The sequence below is a fragment of the Pseudomonas sp. 1152_12 genome (genome assembly GCF_052850675.1).
On record NZ_VXCW01000009.1, the window covers coordinates 146,783 to 167,002 of the forward strand.

The following is a 20,220-nucleotide window of genomic DNA, read 5'->3' on the forward strand; positions in this document are numbered from 1 at the left end:
ACAAATGTGGGAGCAAGCTCGCTCCCACATTTGGTTTTGCATAAAGCCTAGCGTTACTCGGCTTTGTCCTTGGCCTGGTGCTTCACGATGATATCCACCAGCCGCTGCGCCAGCGCCGGGTAGTTTTCATCAAAGTGATGCCCGCCCGGCAGCTTCACCGCTTCGCCGACAGCGGTCTTGTCGGTGCAGCCACTCTCGTTGACTTCTTCGGCACCGTAGATGCACACCACTTTGTCAGCGGGCAGCTTGGCCATTTCCGGGCCGGTCGCGGCTTCTTTGCCGGCGTTGCCTAACCAACCTTCCACTTCGATTTCAAAGCTGCCGGTACGTGCGAATGCCAACAGGATGATCGCGTCGACACGCTGCTGCTCGTTTTCCGGCATGCGGTTGTAGATCGCCGGCAGTACATCTGCGCCGAATGAGTAGCCGGTCAGGACGAAGCGCTTGGTGCCCCACTTCTGCCGGTAGTGCTGCATCAGTTCGGTGAGGTCTTTGGCGCTCTGTTCCGGGGTCTTGTGCTGCCAGTAGTAGCGCAGGGTGTCGATGCCGACCACCGGGTAACCGATCTTGGCCATTTCACCGGCCACGTCACGGTCCAGATCACGCCAGCCGCCGTCACCGGAGAGGAACAGGGTGACGGTGTCTTTGGCTTGGCCGGCCGGTACTTCCACCACAGGAATCGCCAGGCCGCCGTTGTCCGAACCGACCAATTGCTTGCGCAATTCGTTGTTCAGCACTTGCGGGTAGTGAATGTCGTAGTCGCTGATGCTGGTTGTTGCGCGCGGGGTGTCGCGTACGAAACTGGCGCTTTCATCGTCAGGGTTGTCGTTCCAGGCCACCAGCCAGTTGCCATGGGCGGAGGTTTTCGGCAGCGGGTCCTTGCAGCCTTCCTGTACCAAGGTGAAGCCGACGGAGATGGCGTTGGCTTTGTCATCGTTCTGTGTGGCCAACCAGCGCCAGGCGAGCGCGGCGCCAGGGCCAATGCCGCTGACCAAGGTCGCCGGGCCTTTAAGCTGGGCCAGTGCGCTTTGCAGCGCTTGTTCCTGCAGCTTGCAGTCATCTTTTGGCAGGACCACTTGAACAATCTGCGCCGCGCCGCCCTGGCTCAGGGCAATCAGCTGGCTGTCGGTCAGGGTTTCATCGGCCATCACGGCCACGGCCACACGGGCTTTTGCCGAGCCGTTAGGCGTCACACGGGTCATCACCGACCCGTCGGCCTGGGGCAGTTGCTCCACGGTCGGTTGCGGGGCAGGGCGGTTCCAGTACCAAAAGCCACCCGCCGCGATCAGCGCGAGCAGCACTACAAAGGCCAATACATACCGCCAGGAGCGTCGAATCATCAGCGTTTCACCAATCCAGTCAAGCCGCCCGCAATCAGGGCGGCGGTATCGGCCAGTGCCACTAGCGGATCAAGTCCTGCGGGCACGGCCATATAACGGGGTTCCCAGTCAGGCTGGAATTTGTCTTTAAAGCGGCGCAAACCTTGGAAGTTATACAGTTGCTCGCCACGGCGGAACACCATTGAGCCCAGGCGTTGGGTCAGTGGCGCACCACGGCGTGGTTGCAAGCCCGACAATGGCACCATGCCGAGGCTAAACCGGGCGTAGCCGTGATTCTTATAATGTTGAATCAGGCCAACCATCATGAATTCCATGGTCAGCTTCGGCGCGTCCGGGTGCGCACGCATCAGGTCGAGACTGGCCAGGTCGTGGTTGTAAGTCTCGAGCAAGTTGGCGAAGGCCACTGGTCGCTCTTCGAAGCGAATGATCGCGATACGAAAGTGCTTGAGGTAGTCGTCGCTGAAACGGCCCAGTGAGAAGCCCTTTTCCCGCACGTTCTTGCCGGTCAGCCAGGCATCGGAGATGACTTTGAGTTCATCCATCGGCGCCTGGCCCGGCTCGAAGATCTCCAGGGACAGACCGTCCCGAGTGCCACGGTTCCAGGTGTAGCGCAAATCCTTCATCTCTTTGCCCTTGGCTTCCAGGTCAAAGCGTTTGAGGTCGACGCGGGCTTCTTCACCCAGCTTGATCGCGGTGAGGCCGATGTCCATGTAGTACGGCAGGTTCTCGGCGCGTACCTGGTAGAACACCGGGCGGGCGTGATGGATGTCGCACAGATCACGGAACTGCCAGATCATCTCGGCGCGCGGTTGGGTCGGGCCGATCGGATCATACAAGGCCACCAGACTGCGCCCGCGACGGGCGTACATCAGGAAGGCTTCATCGTTAGGGTGAAACAGCAGCGCCTTGTCGCCGGTCAGCGCCAAGCCTCCATCGGGTTGCGACGAGGCCATCAGGATCTTGGTGGCGCGTTCCAGTTCATCCGGGGTCGGCAGATGGATCACTGGGCGTGCGGTGCGCAGCAGCCAGGTCAACGAGACGATCACCAGCAGCACCGCCGCACCCAGCAACGAGCGCAGGCCGCGTGGGGCGTTGGCATCCAGAGTGAACTGCCACCACAGTTGATGGCTGTAGGGTACGTCTTGATAGGCAAACAGCAGCAGCCAGATCGAGGCCCCCAACACGCACACGCTGGCCACCAGGTACAGCGGCGAGAACGGCAGCTCGGTCAGGCGGCTGGCGCGGTAGAACGAACGCCGGAAGATCGCCAGCAACACGGCGGTCATGGTCATCAGGCTGGCTTCTTCCCAGTCGAAGCCTTTAAGCAGCGAGAGCAGGGCGCCGGTCAGCAGCAACACCATGGTCAGCATCCAGGCGGCGGATAAACGCCGACGCAAACCCTGGGCGAGCAACAGGCACAGTACGCCGATCAGGCTGGCACCAAAGTGCGAAGCGTCAATCAGACGATGGGGAATCAGGAAACCGATGTTTTCCAGGCGTGAGTCGATTTCCGGCGTTGCGCCGGAAAACAGCAGGACCACGCCGGACAAAAAAACCAGTACGGCCAGCACGGGTGCGGCCAGGCCGGAAGCAACCCGCAGGCTTTGCTGGGTCTGGAACAGGCGCTGGGCTTCGTTGACCAGCAGGAACACACAGGCGATCAGCAACGGCAGCACCACATAGATCATGCGATACAGCAGCAAGGCGGCGGCCAATGGTGCGGCGCCGAGCTTATCGGCGAATGCTGCGAGCAGAATTGCTTCGAATACCCCCACGCCGCCCGGCACATGGCTGAGCACACCGGCAGCCAGGGCCAGCAGGTACACCAGTAGGAAGGGGGCAAATGGCGGCGCTTCGGGCAGCAACATATAGAGGACGGTGGCGGCAGCGGCCACGTCCAGCGCGGTAATGATCAGTTGCAGGAGCGTCAGACGCCGGCCAGGCAGGCGCAGGGTGCGGCGCCCGGCTTTGACCAGCAGGTTGTCCGGGTAGGGTTGTTCTGGTAGGCGACGGCGATAAATACCGATGCACAGCGCGGCCGACAATAGCAGCACCGCTCCGGCAATACCGCCGAGCAAGCCTTGCGACAAATGCAGGTAGGTCGAGGCCGCCGGCAAGTTGCTCAGCGTGGCCAATGCGGCCAACGGTGGCAGCGCCGTACCCAGTGCGAGACTGGCGAACACGGTCATGTGGGCAATTTCTGAAGCCCCGATCCCATTGCGCGCATATAACCGGTAACGCACCGAACCGCCCGAGAGCATTGACAGGCCAATGGCGTTGCCGATGGCGAAGGCAGTGAAACCACCCAGGGCCAGTGTTTTGGCAGGTAACTTCACCCCTGCATAACGTGCGCCGGAGAATTCATAGCCTAATAGAATGATGAAACCGGCGACCGCCGCTGCAAAGGCGCCCAGCAGGGCTGGCTTTGGCACTTCCAGGATCGAGTCGTGGAGGGCGTACAGGTCCAGCTCCAGCAGCAGGTGCCGGCAGGCGACCAGGGCGATGGCGAATAGCAATAGGGTAACGGCCAGCCCGATGGGTTGACGGTATTTGCTCAACAGATCCAGCCAACGCAAACGGCTGGGTGTGATCGGTTGTGTCGCTGTGACGGTGTCTTGTGGTTCAGACGAGTTGGCGCGCATCAATCACCTCGTGGATTGTGCGCGACAGGATGGAGGTATCCAGCCAAGTTACCAATCCCTATGGACAAAATAATTACAAATATTAACGCTTATCGCCGGGGGCGGCGACTGCGGCCATTGGTCGTAGAGGGTAGCGCTTGAGCGTTGAGCATAGCGTGCCAAGACATGGACTCAACAAACCGCGCAGGGTTTCATGAAAGATGCCATGCCATTGTTTCAGAAGAACTTTTTCAGCGGATACAAAAAAGGCCACTCTTTCGAGTAGCCTTTTTTGATGTGTGGTTGCGGGAGCCGGATTTGAACCGACGACCTTCGGGTTATGAGCCCGACGAGCTACCAGACTGCTCCATCCCGCGTCTGTGGGCGGCATTCTACAGTCCAGCGACGGGGTGTCAACCGTTAATCGGCCGATGGGTCAAAAAAGTGTGAATTAGTTGCTCAGGCGACCTAAGTTCTCGTTTGGAAACGGTTTTGTAGTGAGTGCGCTTATCGAATCGTCGCACCGCCCGCGATGGGCTGTGGAGTTGCGCGTCGTGAAGCTCACGCGGTCTGATCTTTAGAAAAAACAGGCGCGCACAAAAAAGGCCACTCTTTCGAGTAGCCTTTTTTGATGTTTGGTTGCGGGAGCCGGATTTGAACCGACGACCTTCGGGTTATGAGCCCGACGAGCTACCAGACTGCTCCATCCCGCGTCTGTGTGTCGGCATTCTACAGCGGAACGCAGGTGTGTCAACCGGTGAATCGAAGAAAAGCGCTTGTGGTTCAATCGGTTAGGTTTGCAAGACGGCTCTTGAAGGGGCTCTGGCCCAGTCGGGCTGAGGGTTTCAGCTCTATCGGCAGCCTGATTTCGATTGAGAAAATAAATTCATCTTGGAGATTTCCTACCGCTGAAGCGGAAGAATAAAACTACTGGTGCTATATACAGGGGTGAGTGCGATACTGGCCGCCCGTAGGATTACACCCTCTGTTTATATGACGCAGCGCAAAATTATCCACGTCGACTGTGATTGCTTCTACGCCGCCATCGAGATGCGCGACGACCCGAGCCTGGCACAAAAGCCTCTTGCCGTTGGCGGCTCGGCGGACAGAAGAGGGGTGATCGCTACCTGCAACTATGAGGCGCGGGCCTATGGTGTGCGTTCGGCCATGTCCTCACGCCACGCCTTGAAGCTGTGCCCGGACCTGACCATCGTCAAGCCGCGCATGGATGCTTATAAGGAGGCGTCGAAGGAAATCCAGACGATTTTTCGCGATTACACCGACCTGATCGAACCGCTGTCGTTGGATGAAGCCTATCTGGATGTCTCCGATAGCCCGCATTTTGGCGGCAGTGCCACGCGTATCGCCCAAGACATTCGTCGTCGGGTCTCCAACCAGTTGCACATCACCGTGTCCGCCGGTGTGGCGCCGAACAAGTTTCTGGCCAAAATCGCCAGCGACTGGAAAAAACCCAATGGTTTGTTTGTGATCACTCCGGATCAGGTCGAAGACTTTGTGTCGCAGTTGCCGGTGAAAAAATTGCACGGTGTCGGCAAGGTCACGGCCGACAAGCTGGCGCGCCTGGGCATTGAGGATTGCCTGCAATTGCGTGAGTGGAACAAGCTGGCGCTGGTGCGTGAATTCGGCAGTTTCGGCGAGCGGCTCTGGAGCCTGGCCCGTGGGATTGATGATCGCGTGGTGCAGAACGACAGTCGCCGGCAATCCATCAGTGTGGAAAACACCTACGACGTGGACCTGCCGGATCTCTCAAGTTGTTTGGCAAAACTGCCCGAACTAATGGAAACCCTGGCTGGGCGCATGGCGCGTATCGACAGCAGCTATCGGGCGGGCAAGCCGTTTGTGAAAGTGAAGTTTCATGACTTTACCCAGACCACCTTGGAGCAGGCCGGGGCGGGGCGGGACCTGGAGAGTTATCAACAGCTGTTGACCCAGGCGTTCAATCGCGGTGGGAAGCCGGTGCGGTTGTTGGGGATTGGGGTGCGGTTGCTCGACCTCAGCAGCGGCAATGAACAGCTGCAGTTTCCCTGGTAAAAACCGAAAGCCAGATGTGGGAGCGAGCAAGCCCGCTCCCACATTTAGATCTGCGCCCGTATTGAGGGCCTAGCGCGCCCCAGGGTCCGCCACCAATCGCCCCGCATCCTTGGTCAGCGCTTGCAGAAACTCCTGCTGCAACTCGGGATCATTGCGGGTCAGTTCGATTAGGCTCTGTTCCAGCTCACTGGCTTCTTCCTCTAGTCCCAGCGCCGACAGACGCTTGACCCGGTGTACCCATTGGTTGACCTCATCGTCTTCCAGATCGTCGTAGATAAGGTCATGGGCTTCCAGCAGCTTGCCGCGCAGGGTGTTGCTGATCGCCAGGGTTGAGTCCGAATGCACGTCGTCCTGACCATCTTCCACGCTGATCTTCAAGGTCGTTATGCGGTTCAAGTCCTGCTCGGCGAACGGGCTGTCCAACAGGTTCAAGCGCAGTACGCCATTGCGGTCGGTGGTCAGCTCGTGGGTTTGCTTGCCGGCGGTGACCTGTACCGGGCGTTCGCTCCAGGGCAGGCTCGAATACTCTGTGCGCTTGTCGCGCTGGACTTCATCAATACCCGCCAGGTTCTGTTGCGCACGGCCGTGGGACTGTACGTTCATGAATGGGTTTATGCCCTCCACTCCGTAGCTCAGCCAGTCGCGGGTCATGCTGGTGGGCAGGTTGCCGAGGGCGAAGATATTCGCCACGTTGGCGCCCGCGCCCGCAACTAATGCGACCGCGCCCAGTGGCATCTCGTAGAGTTTTCGCCAGGGTTGGTAAGGGGTGTAGCGGTCGTAACGGCGGGTGACTTCGAACTCGGTGACCTCAAAGGTCTTTTGCTCGTGAATGCGAACCCGGCGTTGCGGCAGCTCCAGCACTTTGGGTTCGCCTACATCAATCTGCAGGCTGTGGTCGAGCAACTTACGCTCGATCCGCTCCTCGTGCTCACTGCGTTGCGACATTTGGTTGGCGCAGCCGCTGACCAGCAGGGCGCCGCACAAGGCGGCGCCCCCCAAGGCGGCGCCCCCCAGGGCTCTGGTGTTTCGCTTGAACATGACTTCTCTTGATCTGGTTTTCAGCGACGAATACGCGCCTGAAGGAAAGACAGCACGTCAGCCACCGGCAACGGTTGGGCTTCGGCTTCGGTCCGGCTCTTGTATTCCAGATTGCCATCGGCCAGGCCGCGGTCACTGACCACGATCCGGTGCGGGATGCCAATCAGCTCCATGTCGGCGAACTTGATGCCCGGGCTGGTTTTCTTGTCCCGGTCATCCAGCAGCACTTCAAAACCGGCAGCCGTCAGTTCGGCATACAGTTTGTCGGTGGCTTCGCGTACTTGCTCGGTTTCGTAGCGCAGCGGAACCAGCGCCACCTGGAACGGCGCCAGGGCGTCACTCCAGATAATGCCTTTCTCGTCGTTGTTCTGCTCGATGGCAGCCGCCACCACGCGGGAAACGCCAATGCCGTAGCAGCCCATGTCCAGGGTGATCGGCTTGCCGTTCTCGCCCAGCACTTCGCACTTCATCGCCTTGCTGTACTTGTTGCCCAGCTGGAAGATGTGCCCGACTTCGATGCCGCGCTTGATCTCCAGGGTGCCCTTGCCGTCCGGGCTTGGATCGCCGGCCACGACGTTACGCAGGTCGGCCACGGTCGGAACCGGCAGGTCACGTTCCCAGTTCACGCCGAAGTAGTGCTTGTCGTCGATGTTGGCGCCGATACCGAAGTCGCTCATCAGCTCGACCGAGCGGTCGATGATGATCGGCAGAGGCAGGTTCAGCGGGCCGAGCGAACCGGCACCGGCGCCAATGGCGTCGCGCAGTTCGGCATCGCTGGCCATGACCAGCGGGCTGGCCACGCCAGGTTGCTGGGCAGCCTTGATTTCGTTGAGTTCGTGGTCGCCACGGATCACCAGGGCGATCAGCTTGCCTTCTTCTTCGGCGTGCACGATCAGGGTCTTGATGGTCTTTTCAATCGGCAGATTGAATTTTTCCACCAGGGCCGCGATGGTCTTGGTTTCTGGCGTATCGACCAGGCGCAGCTCTTCGCTTGGCGCAGGGCGGGACGTTTCGCGCGGTACGGCTTCGGCTTTTTCGATGTTCGCCGCGTAGTCGGAGCCGTTGCTGAACACGATATCGTCTTCGCCGGACTCGGCCAGCACGTGGAATTCGTGGGAGCCGGCGCCGCCGATGGAGCCGTTGTCCGCTTCAACCGGGCGGAATTTCAGGCCCAGGCGCGTAAACACGTTGCAGTAGGCAGTGTGCATGCGGTCGTAGGTGGCCTGCAACGAGGCTTGGTCCGCGTGGAACGAATAGGCGTCCTTCATGATGAATTCGCGGCCGCGCATCAAACCGAAGCGTGGGCGGATTTCGTCACGGAATTTGGTCTGGATCTGATACAGGTTCAGCGGCAGCTGTTTGTAGCTGCTCAGCTCGTTGCGCATCAGGTCAGTGATCACTTCTTCATGCGTCGGGCCGGCGCAGAAATCGCGGCCATGACGGTCCTTGAAGCGCAGCAACTCAGGGCCGTACTCTTCCCAGCGCCCGGATTCCTGCCACAGCTCAGCCGGTTGGGTGCTCGGCATCAATACTTCCAGAGAGCCGGCGGCGTTCATTTCTTCGCGAACGATCGCTTCGACCTTGCGCATCACCTTCAAGCCCATGGGCAGCCAGGTGTACAGGCCGGAGGCCAGTTTGCGGATCATACCGGCGCGCAGCATCAGCTGATGGCTGATCACGACCGCATCGGAAGGCGTTTCTTTCTGTGTGGCGAGCAAATATTGACTGGTACGCATGGTAGGCCGTTGTCGGTTGCTTGGACTTGAAATGACTTGGGATTGTACGGGCGCAAACTGCTGGAGTACAGGTATCAGAATACAGAGGGGTCTGTGGGAGCGGGCTTGCTCGCGAAGGCGGTGTATCAGTCATGCATGTATCAACTGACACTGCGCCTTCGCGAGCAAGCCCGCTCCCACATTGACTGAGGTGAGTCAGTCTTCAGTGGGCGGGTTCAAACGAATTCGTCGATTTTCCTGAAACCAATGCAGCGCAATCAGGAACAGCGTCGGCACACCCAGTAAGCAGGTGATCATGAAGAAGTTGTGATACCCGAACTTCTCCACCATCACCCCCGAATACCCACCGATCAAACGCGGTAGCAACAGCATGATCGAGCTGAGCAGGGCGTATTGGGTGGCGGAGAACTTGAGGTTGGTCAGGCTCGACAGGTAAGCCACAAATGCCGATGTGGCGAGGCCCGAGCTGAAGTTGTCCAGGGAGATGGTGAAGATCAGCATCTGCAGGTCGGGGCCCATGTCGGCGAGCATCACGAACAGCAGGTTGGTGGCGGCCGAGGCGATGCCGCCGATAAACAGGATCGGCAGAATCCCGAAACGCACGATCAGCAGGCCCCCCATGCCGGCGCCGACCAGGGTCATGATCAGGCCGAAAATCTTGCTGACCCCGGCAATCTGGTCTTTGGTAAAGCCTTGGTCGATGTAGAACACGTTGGCCATCACGCCCATCACCGTGTCGGACATGCGATAGGTCGCAATCAACCCGAGCAGCAGCAACGCCTGCCAGCGGTAGCGCAGGATAAAGTCGTTGACCGGCGTCAGCACCGGCGCCAGCCCCCGGCGACCCATGGCCGACAGGCACAGTGCGGTGAGGAGGATATAGAGGATGGCGCGCAGGAACGCGCGGTCTTCCATCAACAGCTCCCACAGGCTTACGCCGTGGAACAGCACGCTGGCGAAATCGGTGTTGTACAACTGGGTGAACATCGCCGGGACCGACACCAGCAGCACGATCAGCACAAATACAGAAACAAGCTGATGCACGAAGCTGTAGCGGCCGGCCTGCAACTGGGTGCGCAGTGGCACATTGGGCTCGCGCATAAAGAAGGTGGTCAGCAGCGCCGGGATCATCAGTAAGCCGAACAGCACGTAAGTGCCGGTCCACGCCGAGTGTTTATAGTTGAAGCCGGTGGAGCCGAAGCCTTCGGCGAAAAACAGTGCGCCGGCTGTGGCCAGCAGGGCGGCGATGCGATAACCGGACATATAGCTGGCGGCCAGTGCAGCCTGGCGGCTGTCGTCGGCGATTTCCAGGCGGTAGGCATCCACCGCGATGTCTTGGGTAGCCGACGCGAAGGCGACGATTACGGCAATGGCGATCAGCCAGGACAGGTGTTTTTGCGGGTCGCAAAAGCCCATGCCGATCAACCCGAGGATCACCAGCGTCTGGGCAAGTACCAGCCAGGAGCGACGACGTCCGAGTTTACCGAGCAGTGGCAAGCGCCATTGGTCGAGCAGCGGCGACCAGACCCATTTGAAGGCGTAGGCCAAACCGATCAGGCTCGCATAACCGATGGTCTCGCGGGCCACACCGGCCTCGCGCAACCACACGGAAAGCGTCGAGAACACCAGCATGTAAGGTAAGCCAGCGGCGAAACCGAGCAACAACAACACTAACGTCGAGGGGCTGGCATAGGCGGCGAGCGCGGCGCGCCAGGTTTTACGGGGCATGGGCTGGAGTCTGCCTCAGATTTGCGGAAACAAAGCGCGCACTCTAACCGCTGTGCTCTACCGGGCGCCAGCCATGACGCTGAATATCAACGCGATTGTTCAGGATACTGACACCTTCGCTGCGTAAACGCGCACGTTGTTCGTCGCCTGAGGCACTGCCCGCTGGCAAGCTTATCCGACCACCGGCACCCAGCACCCGATGCCAAGGCAGCCGGGTGTCTTCGGGCAATTGGCTCAGCGTACGCCCTACCCAGCGGGCTGCGCGGCCAAGCCCGGCCAGCTGCGCCAATTCGCCGTAGCTCACCACGCAGCCTTCGGGCACTTGCGCCAAGGTCAGGTACAACGACGTGCGGCGCATTTCGGCCGGGCTTTGGGGGATATCGGCGGGTTGATTCACTCTGGGCATCGTCAGGGTCTTTGTAAGAAACGTCTGTAATCATGCTGTTGAGAATTGAACTCAACATAAATCCTTGAGTCAGTCCTAGCTATCTAACACGATAGCGCCCCCATTTCGCCAACCTTGAGCCCCGAATACGCTTATGTTGTCCAGAACCCTGCTGTGCCTTGCTGTTTTCAGCGCCTCCACGCCCCTGCTCGCCGACACCGTCTGGTTGAAAAACGGTGACCGCCTGACCGGCAAGATCAAAGTCTTTGACGGTGGCAAGCTGTTGATTCAGACCAGCTACGCAGGGGCAATCCCGGTGGATTGGAAACAGGTGAAAACCCTGGAAAGCGATCAGGAACTGCTGGTCAAGCAGGACGCTTACACCGGCGAGAAGGCCAAATCGTTGAAGGCGGCGGATGACGGCAAGGTGGTGCTTGCCAATGGCGAGGCACCGAAAACAGTTGAGTTGGCAAGCATCCAGCAAATCATCAAGCCCAAACCTGTGATCGAAGACTTGGTGTGGAAGGGTAACGTCGACCTGGCACTGGACTACAAGCGTGCCGACAAAGACACCAACGACTACGACATCGACTTCAAGACCACCGCCCGTCATGGTCAGTGGCGCCATACCGGCCAGGGCGAATACAACCGCGAGTTCCAGGACGACGTCACCACCACCGATAACTGGGCGTTGGAATATGATCTGGACCGCTTCATCACCGAGCATTGGTACTGGCAGGGTCGCCTGACCTACAAGCGTGACAAGGTTGAAGACTTGTCCCGCCAGCGCACCGTCGGTACCGGCCCGGGTTACCAATTCTGGGATGATGAGCTGGGTGCATTCTCCCTCGGCTCCTTGGTAAACCGCACCGATTATGAATATGAAAACGGCCGCAAGACCAACTTCTACTCGCTGGCCATGAAGTGGAACTACAACCGCTACCTCGTAGGCAAGACCGTGGAGTTTTTCACCAATGGCGAGGTGGGCAAGCCACTCTCCGGGCCGTCCGAATACTCCTTGGATGCGGAAATGGGCCTGCGTTACAAAGTCACCGAATGGGCTTCGCTTAACCTTAAGGCTGAGCGCGACATCATCAGTGGCGAATCGGAAAGCAGCTTGAGCAAGACCCGTTACACCGCAGGGTTTGGCGTGGCCTGGTAAGAGCACTCTGGCAACCTGCGCGGATATTGATTACCTTGTGTTGAGATCCATTCCCATATGCTATGGGCGGCGGAATACCCGAGGAGTCATACGTTGAGCGCGCACGTTGCCAAGAACGCCCGAGAGCTGTTGCTCAAGGAATACCGTGGGGCTCTCTCCACATTGTCTAAAGCCATGCCCGGGTTTCCCTTCGGCTCCGTCGTGCCGTATTGCCTCGACGAGCAGGGCCGCCCGCTGATCCTGATCAGCCGTATTGCCCAGCACACCCATAACCTGCAAAAAGACCCCAAGTGTTCGCTGCTGGTGGGTGAGCGCGAGGCCGACGATGTACAGGCAGTGGGACGCCTGACCTACTTGGCCGAAGCCGAGAAGCTCGAAGACGCCGCAGCCATTGAAGCGGCCGCCGAGCGTTATTACCGCTACTTCCCCGATTCAGCCAATTATCACAAGGCCCACGATTTCGACTTCTGGGTGCTCAAACCGGTGCGTCACCGTTATATAGGTGGGTTTGGTGCGATTCATTGGGTCGACCAACTGACACTGGCCAACCCGTTCGCGGGCAAGGCTGAGCGCAGCATGATCGAGCACATGAACAGCGATCACACCAAGGCCATCGCGCATTACGTCGACCTGGCCGGTTTGCCGACCACCGAGCCTGCGCAATTGGCTGGCATCGACAGCGAAGGCATGCACCTGCGCATTGGCCAATCCTTGCATTGGTTGCCTTTCGCGGAGCCTTGCAATAATCCGACACAAGTACGCGAAGCCCTGGTTTTATTGGCTCACGCCGAGGTGTGGCCGAAAAAAGAGCCTGCCAGCGCTTGAATTCACGAAACGGCGACGTCATCTAGGGTGGACTGGCAAGGCATTCTTGCGTTGAGGAACCATTTGATGCGCCCTTTTTTATTGCTCTTTCTGCTGTTCCCGGTGTTGGAGCTGTTCGTATTCGTTCAAGTCAGCAGCGCGATCGGGTTTTTTCCGGCCCTGTTACTGATCATTCTCGGCTCGATGCTCGGCGTTCTGGTGCTGCGCGTCGCCGGCCTGGCCACGGCGTTGCGTGCTCGTGAAAGCTTGAACCGCGGCGAACTGCCTGCTCAGACCATGCTTGAAGGCCTGATGATGGCGTTGGCCGGTGGCCTGTTGATCTTGCCGGGTTTCATCAGTGACGTGGTCGGCCTGGTCATGCTGCTGCCGTTTACCCGCAAGCTGCTGGCCGGCAAGATGCGCCAGCGCGCCGAAGAGGCGGCGATTCGCCAACGTGCGTTCGCCGACGACCTGCAACCGCGTGGAGGCCCGGCTCCGCGCCAGCCGCTGGGGCGTGAAGGGGATGTGCTCGAAGGCGAGTTCGAACACCGCGACGGCAAATAACCGCTCTATGGGCACGGCACCTTCGGGTGCCGTGTTGCTTTTGGTCGACAGCAGACACAAAAAAATTCCTTTGCGGCCCCTTGTAATAAGCTTATGCGCCCTTATGTAACGGTCACCGCAAGGTTTCTGGTGGCGACACCAGACAGACTTCCGCGTCTTGCTTGGCGAGGCGCGACCGGCACAGCCGGAATACAACCCGCCGGTACCGATACCGGCCGATGCAAAACACAATTAGGAGAGATCGACAATGAGCAAGCTTCGTCCTCTGCACGACCGCGTCGTAATCCGTCGCAGCGAAGAAGAAAAGAAAACCGCTGGCGGTATCGTTCTGCCAGGTTCGGCTGCTGAAAAAGCCAACCACGGTGTGATCATCGCTGCTGGCCCAGGCAAGGCTCTGGAAAACGGTGAAGTACGTGCGCTGGCTGTGAAAGTGGGTGACAAGGTTGTTTTCGGCCCTTACTCCGGCAGCAACACTGTGAAAGTCGACGGCGAAGACCTGCTGGTAATGAGCGAGAACGAAATTCTCGCCGTTCTGGAAGACTGATTCCCCGCTCATTTTCCCGTTACTACAAAGTATTTAAGGAATATCGATCATGGCTGCTAAAGAAGTTAAATTCGGCGATTCCGCCCGCAAGAAAATGCTCACCGGTGTCAACGTCCTGGCTGACGCAGTAAAAGCGACCCTGGGCCCTAAAGGCCGTAACGTGATCATCGAGAAGAGCTTCGGCGCTCCGACCATCACCAAGGACGGCGTTTCCGTAGCAAAAGAAATCGAGCTGAAAGATCGCTTCGAGAACATGGGCGCGCAGCTGGTCAAAGACGTTGCCTCCCGTGCCAACGATGACGCAGGCGACGGCACCACCACCGCTACCGTTCTGGCTCAGGCAATCGTCAACGAAGGCTACAAAGCCGTCGCTGCCGGCATGAACCCGATGGACCTCAAGCGCGGCATCGACAAGGCGACCATCGCCGTTGTGGCTGAGCTGAAAAACCTGTCCAAGCCATGCGCCGACACCAAGGCGATCGCTCAGGTAGGCACCATCTCCGCCAACTCCGACAGCTCCATCGGCGACATCATTGCCGAAGCCATGGAAAAAGTCGGTAAAGAAGGCGTGATCACCGTTGAAGAAGGCACTGGCCTGGAAAACGAACTGTCGGTTGTAGAAGGCATGCAGTTCGACCGTGGCTACCTGTCCCCGTACTTCGTCAACAAGCCAGAAACCATGGTTGCCGAGCTGGACAGCCCGCTGATCCTGCTGGTCGACAAAAAAATCTCCAACATCCGCGAAATGCTGCCAGTACTGGAAGCCGTTGCCAAAGCCGGCCGCCCACTGCTGATCGTTTCCGAAGACGTTGAAGGCGAAGCCCTGGCGACGCTGGTTGTGAACAACATGCGTGGCATCGTTAAAGTCGCAGCCGTCAAGGCGCCAGGCTTCGGTGACCGTCGCAAGGCCATGCTGCAGGACATCGCTGTGCTGACCGGCGGTACCGTTATCTCCGAAGAGATCGGTCTGAGCCTGGAAAGCGCAACCCTGGAAAACCTGGGTAGCGCCAAGCGCGTGACCATCTCCAAAGAAAACACCATCATCGTTGACGGTGCTGGCGTAGAGCAGGACATCCAGGCGCGTATCACTCAGATCCGTGCCCAGGTTGCTGAAACTTCCTCGGACTACGACCGTGAAAAACTGCAAGAGCGTCTGGCCAAGCTGTCCGGCGGCGTTGCAGTGATCAAGGTTGGCGCGGGTTCCGAAGTTGAAATGAAAGAGAAGAAAGCCCGCGTTGAAGACGCCCTGCACGCAACCCGTGCAGCCGTTGAAGAAGGCGTGGTACCTGGCGGTGGCGTTGCGCTGATCCGTGCTCTGGAAGCTTTGGTCGACCTCAAAGGCGACAACGCTGACCAGGACGTCGGTATCGCTGTACTGCGTCGTGCTGTTGAAGCTCCACTGCGCCAGATCGCTGCCAACTCCGGCGACGAGCCAAGCGTTGTAGTCAACGAAGTCAAGAACGGCAAAGGTAACTACGGTTACAACGCCGCAACTGGCGTCTACGGCGACATGATCGAAATGGGCATCCTGGACCCTACCAAGGTGACTCGTTCGGCATTGCAAGCAGCGGCCTCTATCGGCGGTCTGATCCTGACCACCGAAGCGGCGATCGCTGATGCACCGGCTGAAGGCGGCTCGGCTGGCGGCGGTATGCCAGACATGGGCGGTATGGGCGGCATGGGTGGCATGGGCGGCATGATGTAAGCCAGCCTCACCCGGCACCTGAAAAACCCCGCCTGCAGTGATGCAGGCGGGGTTTTTTTATGCGCAACTGATGGCTCTCTATATATCGCTGAGGGCTCAGCCGATTGAACGTCGGCGCAACAGCCTCTTGAAGGTCATGCCGCGCGCCAGGGTCAGTTGGGCATTCGACACCAGTGCCAGGGGTTGCGATGCAGCAGCTTCGTAGAGTGGGTGAGGGACAAGCAGGTACGCGAGTTTTTCAGCAGCGGTGGCTCTGGGCCTCCTCCGGCGCTCGGCTGGCACCCCCGAGCCCGGCGTGCTTGGGGTCCAGGCATTCGCACTTTGGTTTTTATTTGGCGCCCGTTGCGATGGCTGATTTGTGATCGTCGTAGCGGGCACGAGCGAGCCGGTAACGATGCACAACGACAGCATCAGTGTGAACACATGCTTTTTGGGGGGATGCATGAACGGGCTCTCCAACCTGGGATTCAGGCGGCAGAGACTACGGGCAGTGGCGACGTCTCGCTGTCACAGGCTGTAACACGCTGCCTACAGCGGGCGCAGTGGCAAAACCAGTGTCAGGCGCGCACCGCCCAACGGGCTACGGGCCGCCGACAATTCGCCGCGGTGCCACTGGGTCGCGCGTTTGGCCAGCGCCAGGCCAAGACCGAAGCCGCCGGGCGCATCGCCGCCCATGGCCAGCCGCACAAAGGGTTCGAAGATTTTTTCGCGGTTTTCCGCGAGGATGCCCGGCCCGTCGTCGTCGATGTGCAGCACCAGATGGTGTTGGCCCTGATAAGCGGCGCTGACGCACACGTGATCGCGGGCGTAGGTGATGGCGTTGCTCAACAGGTTGCGCACGATCAGGTGCAGCAAGGCTCGGTCGCCGATCAGTTCAAGGTGGGCAGGCTCGGTTTCCAGGCTCAGCCGACGATGGTGCCCGTCGAGCAAGGCAAACTCTTGGTGCAGCCAGTCACGTAGGTTGATCGGCTCATGCTGCAAATCGTTCGGGGCACCGGCAAGGCGCGCAAACGCCAGGCTGGCACGTACCAAGGCTTCGAGCTCTTCGACATCGATGAGCAAGCGTTCCTGTAGGCGGGTGCGGGTGATCGGGTCTTCGCTTTTGCTCAGCAGCGACAACGCAAAACGCATGCGTGCCAGGGGCGTGCGCAGTTCGTGGGATACCGCCTGGGAGACTTCGCGATGGCGTTCACCCATGGCGCTGATGTCCCGCGCATGTTGTTGCAACGTCAGCAGCAACGGCGTCCATTCCTTGCTCATGGCGGGTAACATCACGTTAGGGGTACGCGCCAGTGTGGCCAGGCAGGTATTGAGTGTGATCAGGTCGGTGTTACGACGCCGGTGTATAAGCAAACCCACCCCGAGCAGGAGCATGACCGGCAAGCCTGCGACGCAGGCGGTGATCCAGAAAACCGGAAATTTCAGCAGGTCCTTGACCTCGGCGCTCCCCCACATGGGGCCGAATCGGATTACGGTATCGTCGTCAAGCGGGAAGTAGCTGATGTCTTCGTCGCTGTTCAGCGCCGGTTGTTGATGTTCCAACATGACCATGGCTTCCGGGGGCAGCTCGACATCGTCCAGCGTGATCAGATTCACCGGGTACTGAAAGTGCGCGCGCAGGATGTCCATCCGCGCTTCCCGCTGGTCGGCGGGCAAGCCTTTGAGCTGTTCGGCCACCAGATAACCCGGTCCGGCCATCAGGCGCAAAAAACTGTCTTCGCCGACAAACACTGAGGCGTTGGTGCACAGCCACAGCAGATAAAGGGTCAAGCCGGTCCAGCCCGCGCCAGCCATCGCCACCATCCAAGGCCGCAGTTTAGATAACATGCGCAGGTTCCTGCGGGATTTCGACGAATAGGTAGCCTTGGGCCGTGATGGTCTGGATGGTCACGGGGCAATCCAGGCTCATCAGTTTTTTGCGCAAGCGCGATACGCGCATATCAATGGAGCGATTGAGCCCGTCGTATTCCAGGCCGCGCAGGCTCTGCAGGAGTTTTTCCCGCGTCAGCAAGACGCCGCAATGGCGGGCAAAAATCGCCAGCAGTTCGAACTCGGCGACCGAGAACTGCAAGGGTGTGTCATTCAGCCAGGCGAAATGGCTGTTCAGGTCCAGGCGAAATACGCCCCACTGGTAATACGCGCGAGGCGTTTGCGGGTGGCGGCGCAGCAGCGAGCGAATCCTGGCCAGCAACAGCAATGGGTCGACAGGCTTGACCACGTAATCGTCCGCCCCAACGTTGAACCCGGTGAGTTGCTCGGCGTTTTCGTCCAGTGCGGTCATCATCAGGATCAGCCCGGGGTACTCGTCGCGAATCTGGCGGCACAGGGTGAAGCCGTCGATACCCGGCAACATCACATCCAGGATCAACAGCGCAGGCTGCTCGTCGCGGATACGCTGGGCGGCACGGTCGCCCCGGTGCTCAATGGCGACGGTGAAACCTTCGGCGCGCAGAAACTCGGCAGTCAGCGCGGCCAGTGGGCGGTCATCTTCAATCAGCAGCAGGGTGTTAGACATGAAAGGGCGTCGTCGCCGGAGAATGGCGCAAGTGTTACGCCCTTGCCCTGTGGCAGGCAAGGGCTCAAGTGGGCTGTCAGCGGGCGCTGATCGCGGGAGCCTCAGCTTTCGGTGCTTTCCAGCTCAACAATTGCTGTTTGAAGTCATAGCTGGCGGCCTGGTAGTAGGTAATTGCCCGTTGGATCAGCGGATCCTCACCGCCCACCCGCAATTCCTGGCTCTCAGCCAGGGCTTGGTCGTGCCGACGCAAGGCCATGCGTGGGCTGAGGATCGCCAGGTCTTTGCCGTCAAACAAGCCTAGATGCTGGTAGTTGCCGACCACCACGCGCGGCGGCAGCGGGTTGTCTTGCAACAGGTTACGGCCAAAGAAGGTCGACTCGTAGCTCAGGTTGAGCAGGCCCAGCAATGTGGGCGCAAGGTCGATTTGGCTGGCCAGTTGTGCGGTTTCCCGGGCGTCGATCAGTTTAGGTGCATAAATAAAGAGCGGGATCTGGTAGTTGGCAATGGGCAGGTCTTCTTTGCCCGCGCTGCCAGCGGTATGGTCGGCGACGAACACAAAAATAGTGTTATCGAACCAGGGTTTCTGGCGCGCCGCGTCGAGGAACTCACCGATGGCGTGGTCGGTGTATTTCACCGCGCCGTCACGGCCGTTGCCGGATCTGATATCGATGCGCCCTTCTGGGTAGGTGTAGGGGCGATGGTTGGAGGTGGTCATCAGTTGCAGCAAGAAGGGCTGCTGCTTGGCGTAATCGGCGTCGGCCAGTTTCAGGGTTTGCCGGTAGAGGTCTTCATCGGCCATGCCCCAGGCGTTTTTGAATGAGATGTCTGTTTCCGGCACGCTGCTCTGGTCCACGACCCGATAACCGTTGCCGCTGAAAAATGCGTTCATGTTGTCGAAGTAACCGCGCCCACCATAGACAAACACGCTGTCATAACCGATAGCACTGAGGTGTTGGCCAAGGCTGGCGAAACCGCTTTCACGGCCGATGCGCTTGACGATCGAACGGCCGGGCGTGGGTGGAATCGCCAGGGTGATCGCTTCAAGGCCACGGTCCGTGCGGGTGCCGGTGGCATAGAAGTTATTGAAGTACAGGCTTTGTTTACGCAGGGCATCCAGGTTGGGCGTGAGGTTGCGCCCGTCGCCATTGCTGCCCATGTACTTGGCGCTGAAGCTCTCGATGGTCACCAGCACGATGTTGGGCGTGCGCAAGGTGCCTGGGTTGGTGATTACGCGGCGGATGTCCAGTGGGTCTGTGCCGATAAAGCGTGCGTTGGGTTCGCTGAGTTCGGCGCGTAATTGTTTGGCGACCACCTCAGTGGGCAGGCTCTTGTAGAACTGGGTGTAATCCAGCTCATTGTTACGGAAGGCGGCGAAAAACTGATAGGGGCCGTTACTGGCCAGTTCATTGTTGTAGGCGTTACCGCCTTGGGCACGTGGGCTGTCCTGGCTGATCAGTTGCAGGCTGAGGCCGGCGACTACGAACAGGCCCAAGGCACTCAGCAGCCGGCCGCGCATCGGCGGCACAGGCGCGTTTATCGCGCTGTTAAAGGGCTTGCGCAGGACCACGCTTAACACAATCGCGAGCATTGCCAACAGGCTGAGCAACTTGCCGATCGGGTAGGACTCGAGCAGGTTGTTCATCACCTCGTTGGAATACACCAGGTAATCGACGGCGATAAAGTTGAAGCGCACGCCGAATTCATCCCAGAACAGCCATTCGGCCACTGACGTGAACAGCATGGCGAACAGACTGACGGTCAGCACCGCCTGCAGGAACCAGCGGTGGCCGCGGCGGCGCCACAATGCGGGCGGGCAGAGCAGCAGGTACAGCCCAAGCGGCAAGGCGGCAAAGGCCAGGAAAGCCAGGTCGTACAGCAAGCCCACGCCAAATACCGGCAGCAGGTTGCCACCGACTTCATCCAGATGGGTAACAAGCAGCACGCTGCGCGTGAGCAGAAAAACCACCAACCAGGCACCGGTTACAAGCAGCAAAAAGCGCATAGGCGCTGTTTTGAGAAACCCCAT

16 protein-coding genes and 2 tRNA genes are annotated in these 20,220 nt (G+C 59.4%); 6 read left to right on the forward strand and 12 right to left on the reverse strand.

Annotation, left to right across the window (positions count from 1 at the left end):
• Positions 1-53: 53 nt before the first annotated feature.
• The 4 genes from FW764_RS18375 to FW764_RS18390 all read right to left on the reverse strand — a co-directional run bounded on the left by FW764_RS18375 (position 54) and on the right by FW764_RS18390 (position 4,674).
• Entirely contained in the window at positions 54-1,340 is a 1,287-nt protein-coding gene (locus FW764_RS18375; protein WP_446435083.1) for a virulence factor family protein, read from the reverse strand.
• Positions 1,340-3,982 (reverse strand): bifunctional lysylphosphatidylglycerol flippase/synthetase MprF, encoded by a 2,643-nt coding sequence (gene mprF / locus FW764_RS18380; RefSeq protein WP_446435084.1) that lies wholly within the window; start codon positions 3,980-3,982, stop codon positions 1,340-1,342. The genes FW764_RS18375 and mprF overlap by 1 nt, the downstream gene beginning before the upstream one ends.
• Positions 3,983-4,261: 279 nt before the next feature.
• Positions 4,262-4,338, reverse strand: a tRNA-Met gene (locus FW764_RS18385).
• A gap of 259 nt (positions 4,339-4,597) precedes the next feature.
• Positions 4,598-4,674 (reverse strand) — tRNA-Met (locus FW764_RS18390).
• Positions 4,675-4,954: 280 nt separating this feature from the next.
• Between FW764_RS18390 and dinB the strand changes: the two genes are divergently transcribed.
• Positions 4,955-6,013 (forward strand): DNA polymerase IV, encoded by a 1,059-nt coding sequence (dinB, locus tag FW764_RS18395; protein WP_446435085.1) that lies wholly within the window; start codon positions 4,955-4,957, stop codon positions 6,011-6,013.
• A gap of 69 nt (positions 6,014-6,082) precedes the next feature.
• Here the strand turns inward: dinB and FW764_RS18400 are convergent, their stop codons facing one another.
• The 4 genes from FW764_RS18400 to FW764_RS18415 all read right to left on the reverse strand — a co-directional run bounded on the left by FW764_RS18400 (position 6,083) and on the right by FW764_RS18415 (position 10,921).
• Positions 6,083-7,051 carry a hypothetical protein gene (locus tag FW764_RS18400; protein WP_446435086.1) on the reverse strand — a complete coding sequence of 323 codons (969 nt, stop codon included), beginning with the start codon at positions 7,049-7,051 and terminating at the stop codon, positions 6,083-6,085.
• A 20-nt stretch (positions 7,052-7,071) separates the two neighbouring features.
• On the reverse strand, positions 7,072-8,787 hold the full coding sequence (locus tag FW764_RS18405) for a proline--tRNA ligase (RefSeq protein ID WP_446435087.1): 1,716 nt from the start codon (positions 8,785-8,787) through the stop codon (positions 7,072-7,074).
• Between the two features lie 195 nt (positions 8,788-8,982).
• On the reverse strand, positions 8,983-10,515 hold the full coding sequence (locus tag FW764_RS18410; protein WP_446435088.1) for an AmpG family muropeptide MFS transporter: 1,533 nt from the start codon (positions 10,513-10,515) through the stop codon (positions 8,983-8,985).
• A 43-nt stretch (positions 10,516-10,558) separates the two neighbouring features.
• A complete protein-coding gene (locus tag FW764_RS18415) occupies positions 10,559-10,921 on the reverse strand; it encodes an MGMT family protein (protein ID WP_446435089.1) in 363 nt (120 codons plus the stop codon).
• Between the two features lie 133 nt (positions 10,922-11,054).
• Here FW764_RS18415 and FW764_RS18420 point away from each other — a divergent pair, with 133 nt between their 5' ends.
• The 5 genes from FW764_RS18420 (at position 11,055) to groL (ending at position 15,679) form a co-directional block, all read left to right on the forward strand.
• Positions 11,055-12,062, forward strand: coding sequence for a DUF481 domain-containing protein (locus FW764_RS18420; RefSeq protein ID WP_446435090.1), 1,008 nt, complete (start codon positions 11,055-11,057; stop codon positions 12,060-12,062).
• 93 nt (positions 12,063-12,155) lie between these two features.
• Entirely contained in the window at positions 12,156-12,887 is a 732-nt protein-coding gene (locus FW764_RS18425; RefSeq protein ID WP_446435091.1) for a HugZ family pyridoxamine 5'-phosphate oxidase, read from the forward strand.
• Between the two features lie 66 nt (positions 12,888-12,953).
• A complete protein-coding gene (locus tag FW764_RS18430; RefSeq protein WP_446435092.1) occupies positions 12,954-13,430 on the forward strand; it encodes an FxsA family protein in 477 nt (158 codons plus the stop codon).
• A 247-nt stretch (positions 13,431-13,677) separates the two neighbouring features.
• Complete coding sequence (locus tag FW764_RS18435) at positions 13,678-13,974, forward strand: co-chaperone GroES (RefSeq protein ID WP_094953007.1); 297 nt, start codon at positions 13,678-13,680, stop codon at positions 13,972-13,974.
• A 49-nt stretch (positions 13,975-14,023) separates the two neighbouring features.
• Entirely contained in the window at positions 14,024-15,679 is a 1,656-nt protein-coding gene (groL, locus tag FW764_RS18440; RefSeq protein ID WP_446435093.1) for a chaperonin GroEL, read from the forward strand.
• A gap of 96 nt (positions 15,680-15,775) precedes the next feature.
• Here the strand turns inward: groL and FW764_RS18445 are convergent, their stop codons facing one another.
• The 4 genes from FW764_RS18445 to FW764_RS18460 form a co-directional block, all read right to left on the reverse strand.
• On the reverse strand, positions 15,776-16,123 hold the full coding sequence (locus tag FW764_RS18445; protein WP_446435094.1) for a hypothetical protein: 348 nt from the start codon (positions 16,121-16,123) through the stop codon (positions 15,776-15,778).
• An 84-nt stretch (positions 16,124-16,207) separates the two neighbouring features.
• The gene (locus tag FW764_RS18450) at positions 16,208-17,506 is read right to left on the reverse strand and encodes a sensor histidine kinase (RefSeq protein ID WP_446435095.1); all 1,299 of its coding nucleotides are present in this window, start codon (positions 17,504-17,506) and stop codon (positions 16,208-16,210) included.
• Complete coding sequence (locus tag FW764_RS18455; RefSeq protein WP_446435096.1) at positions 17,496-18,194, reverse strand: response regulator; 699 nt, start codon at positions 18,192-18,194, stop codon at positions 17,496-17,498. Before FW764_RS18455 ends, FW764_RS18450 begins: the two co-directional genes overlap by 11 nt.
• Before the next feature lie 76 nt (positions 18,195-18,270).
• Complete coding sequence (locus tag FW764_RS18460) at positions 18,271-20,220, reverse strand: LTA synthase family protein (RefSeq protein ID WP_446435097.1); 1,950 nt, start codon at positions 20,218-20,220, stop codon at positions 18,271-18,273.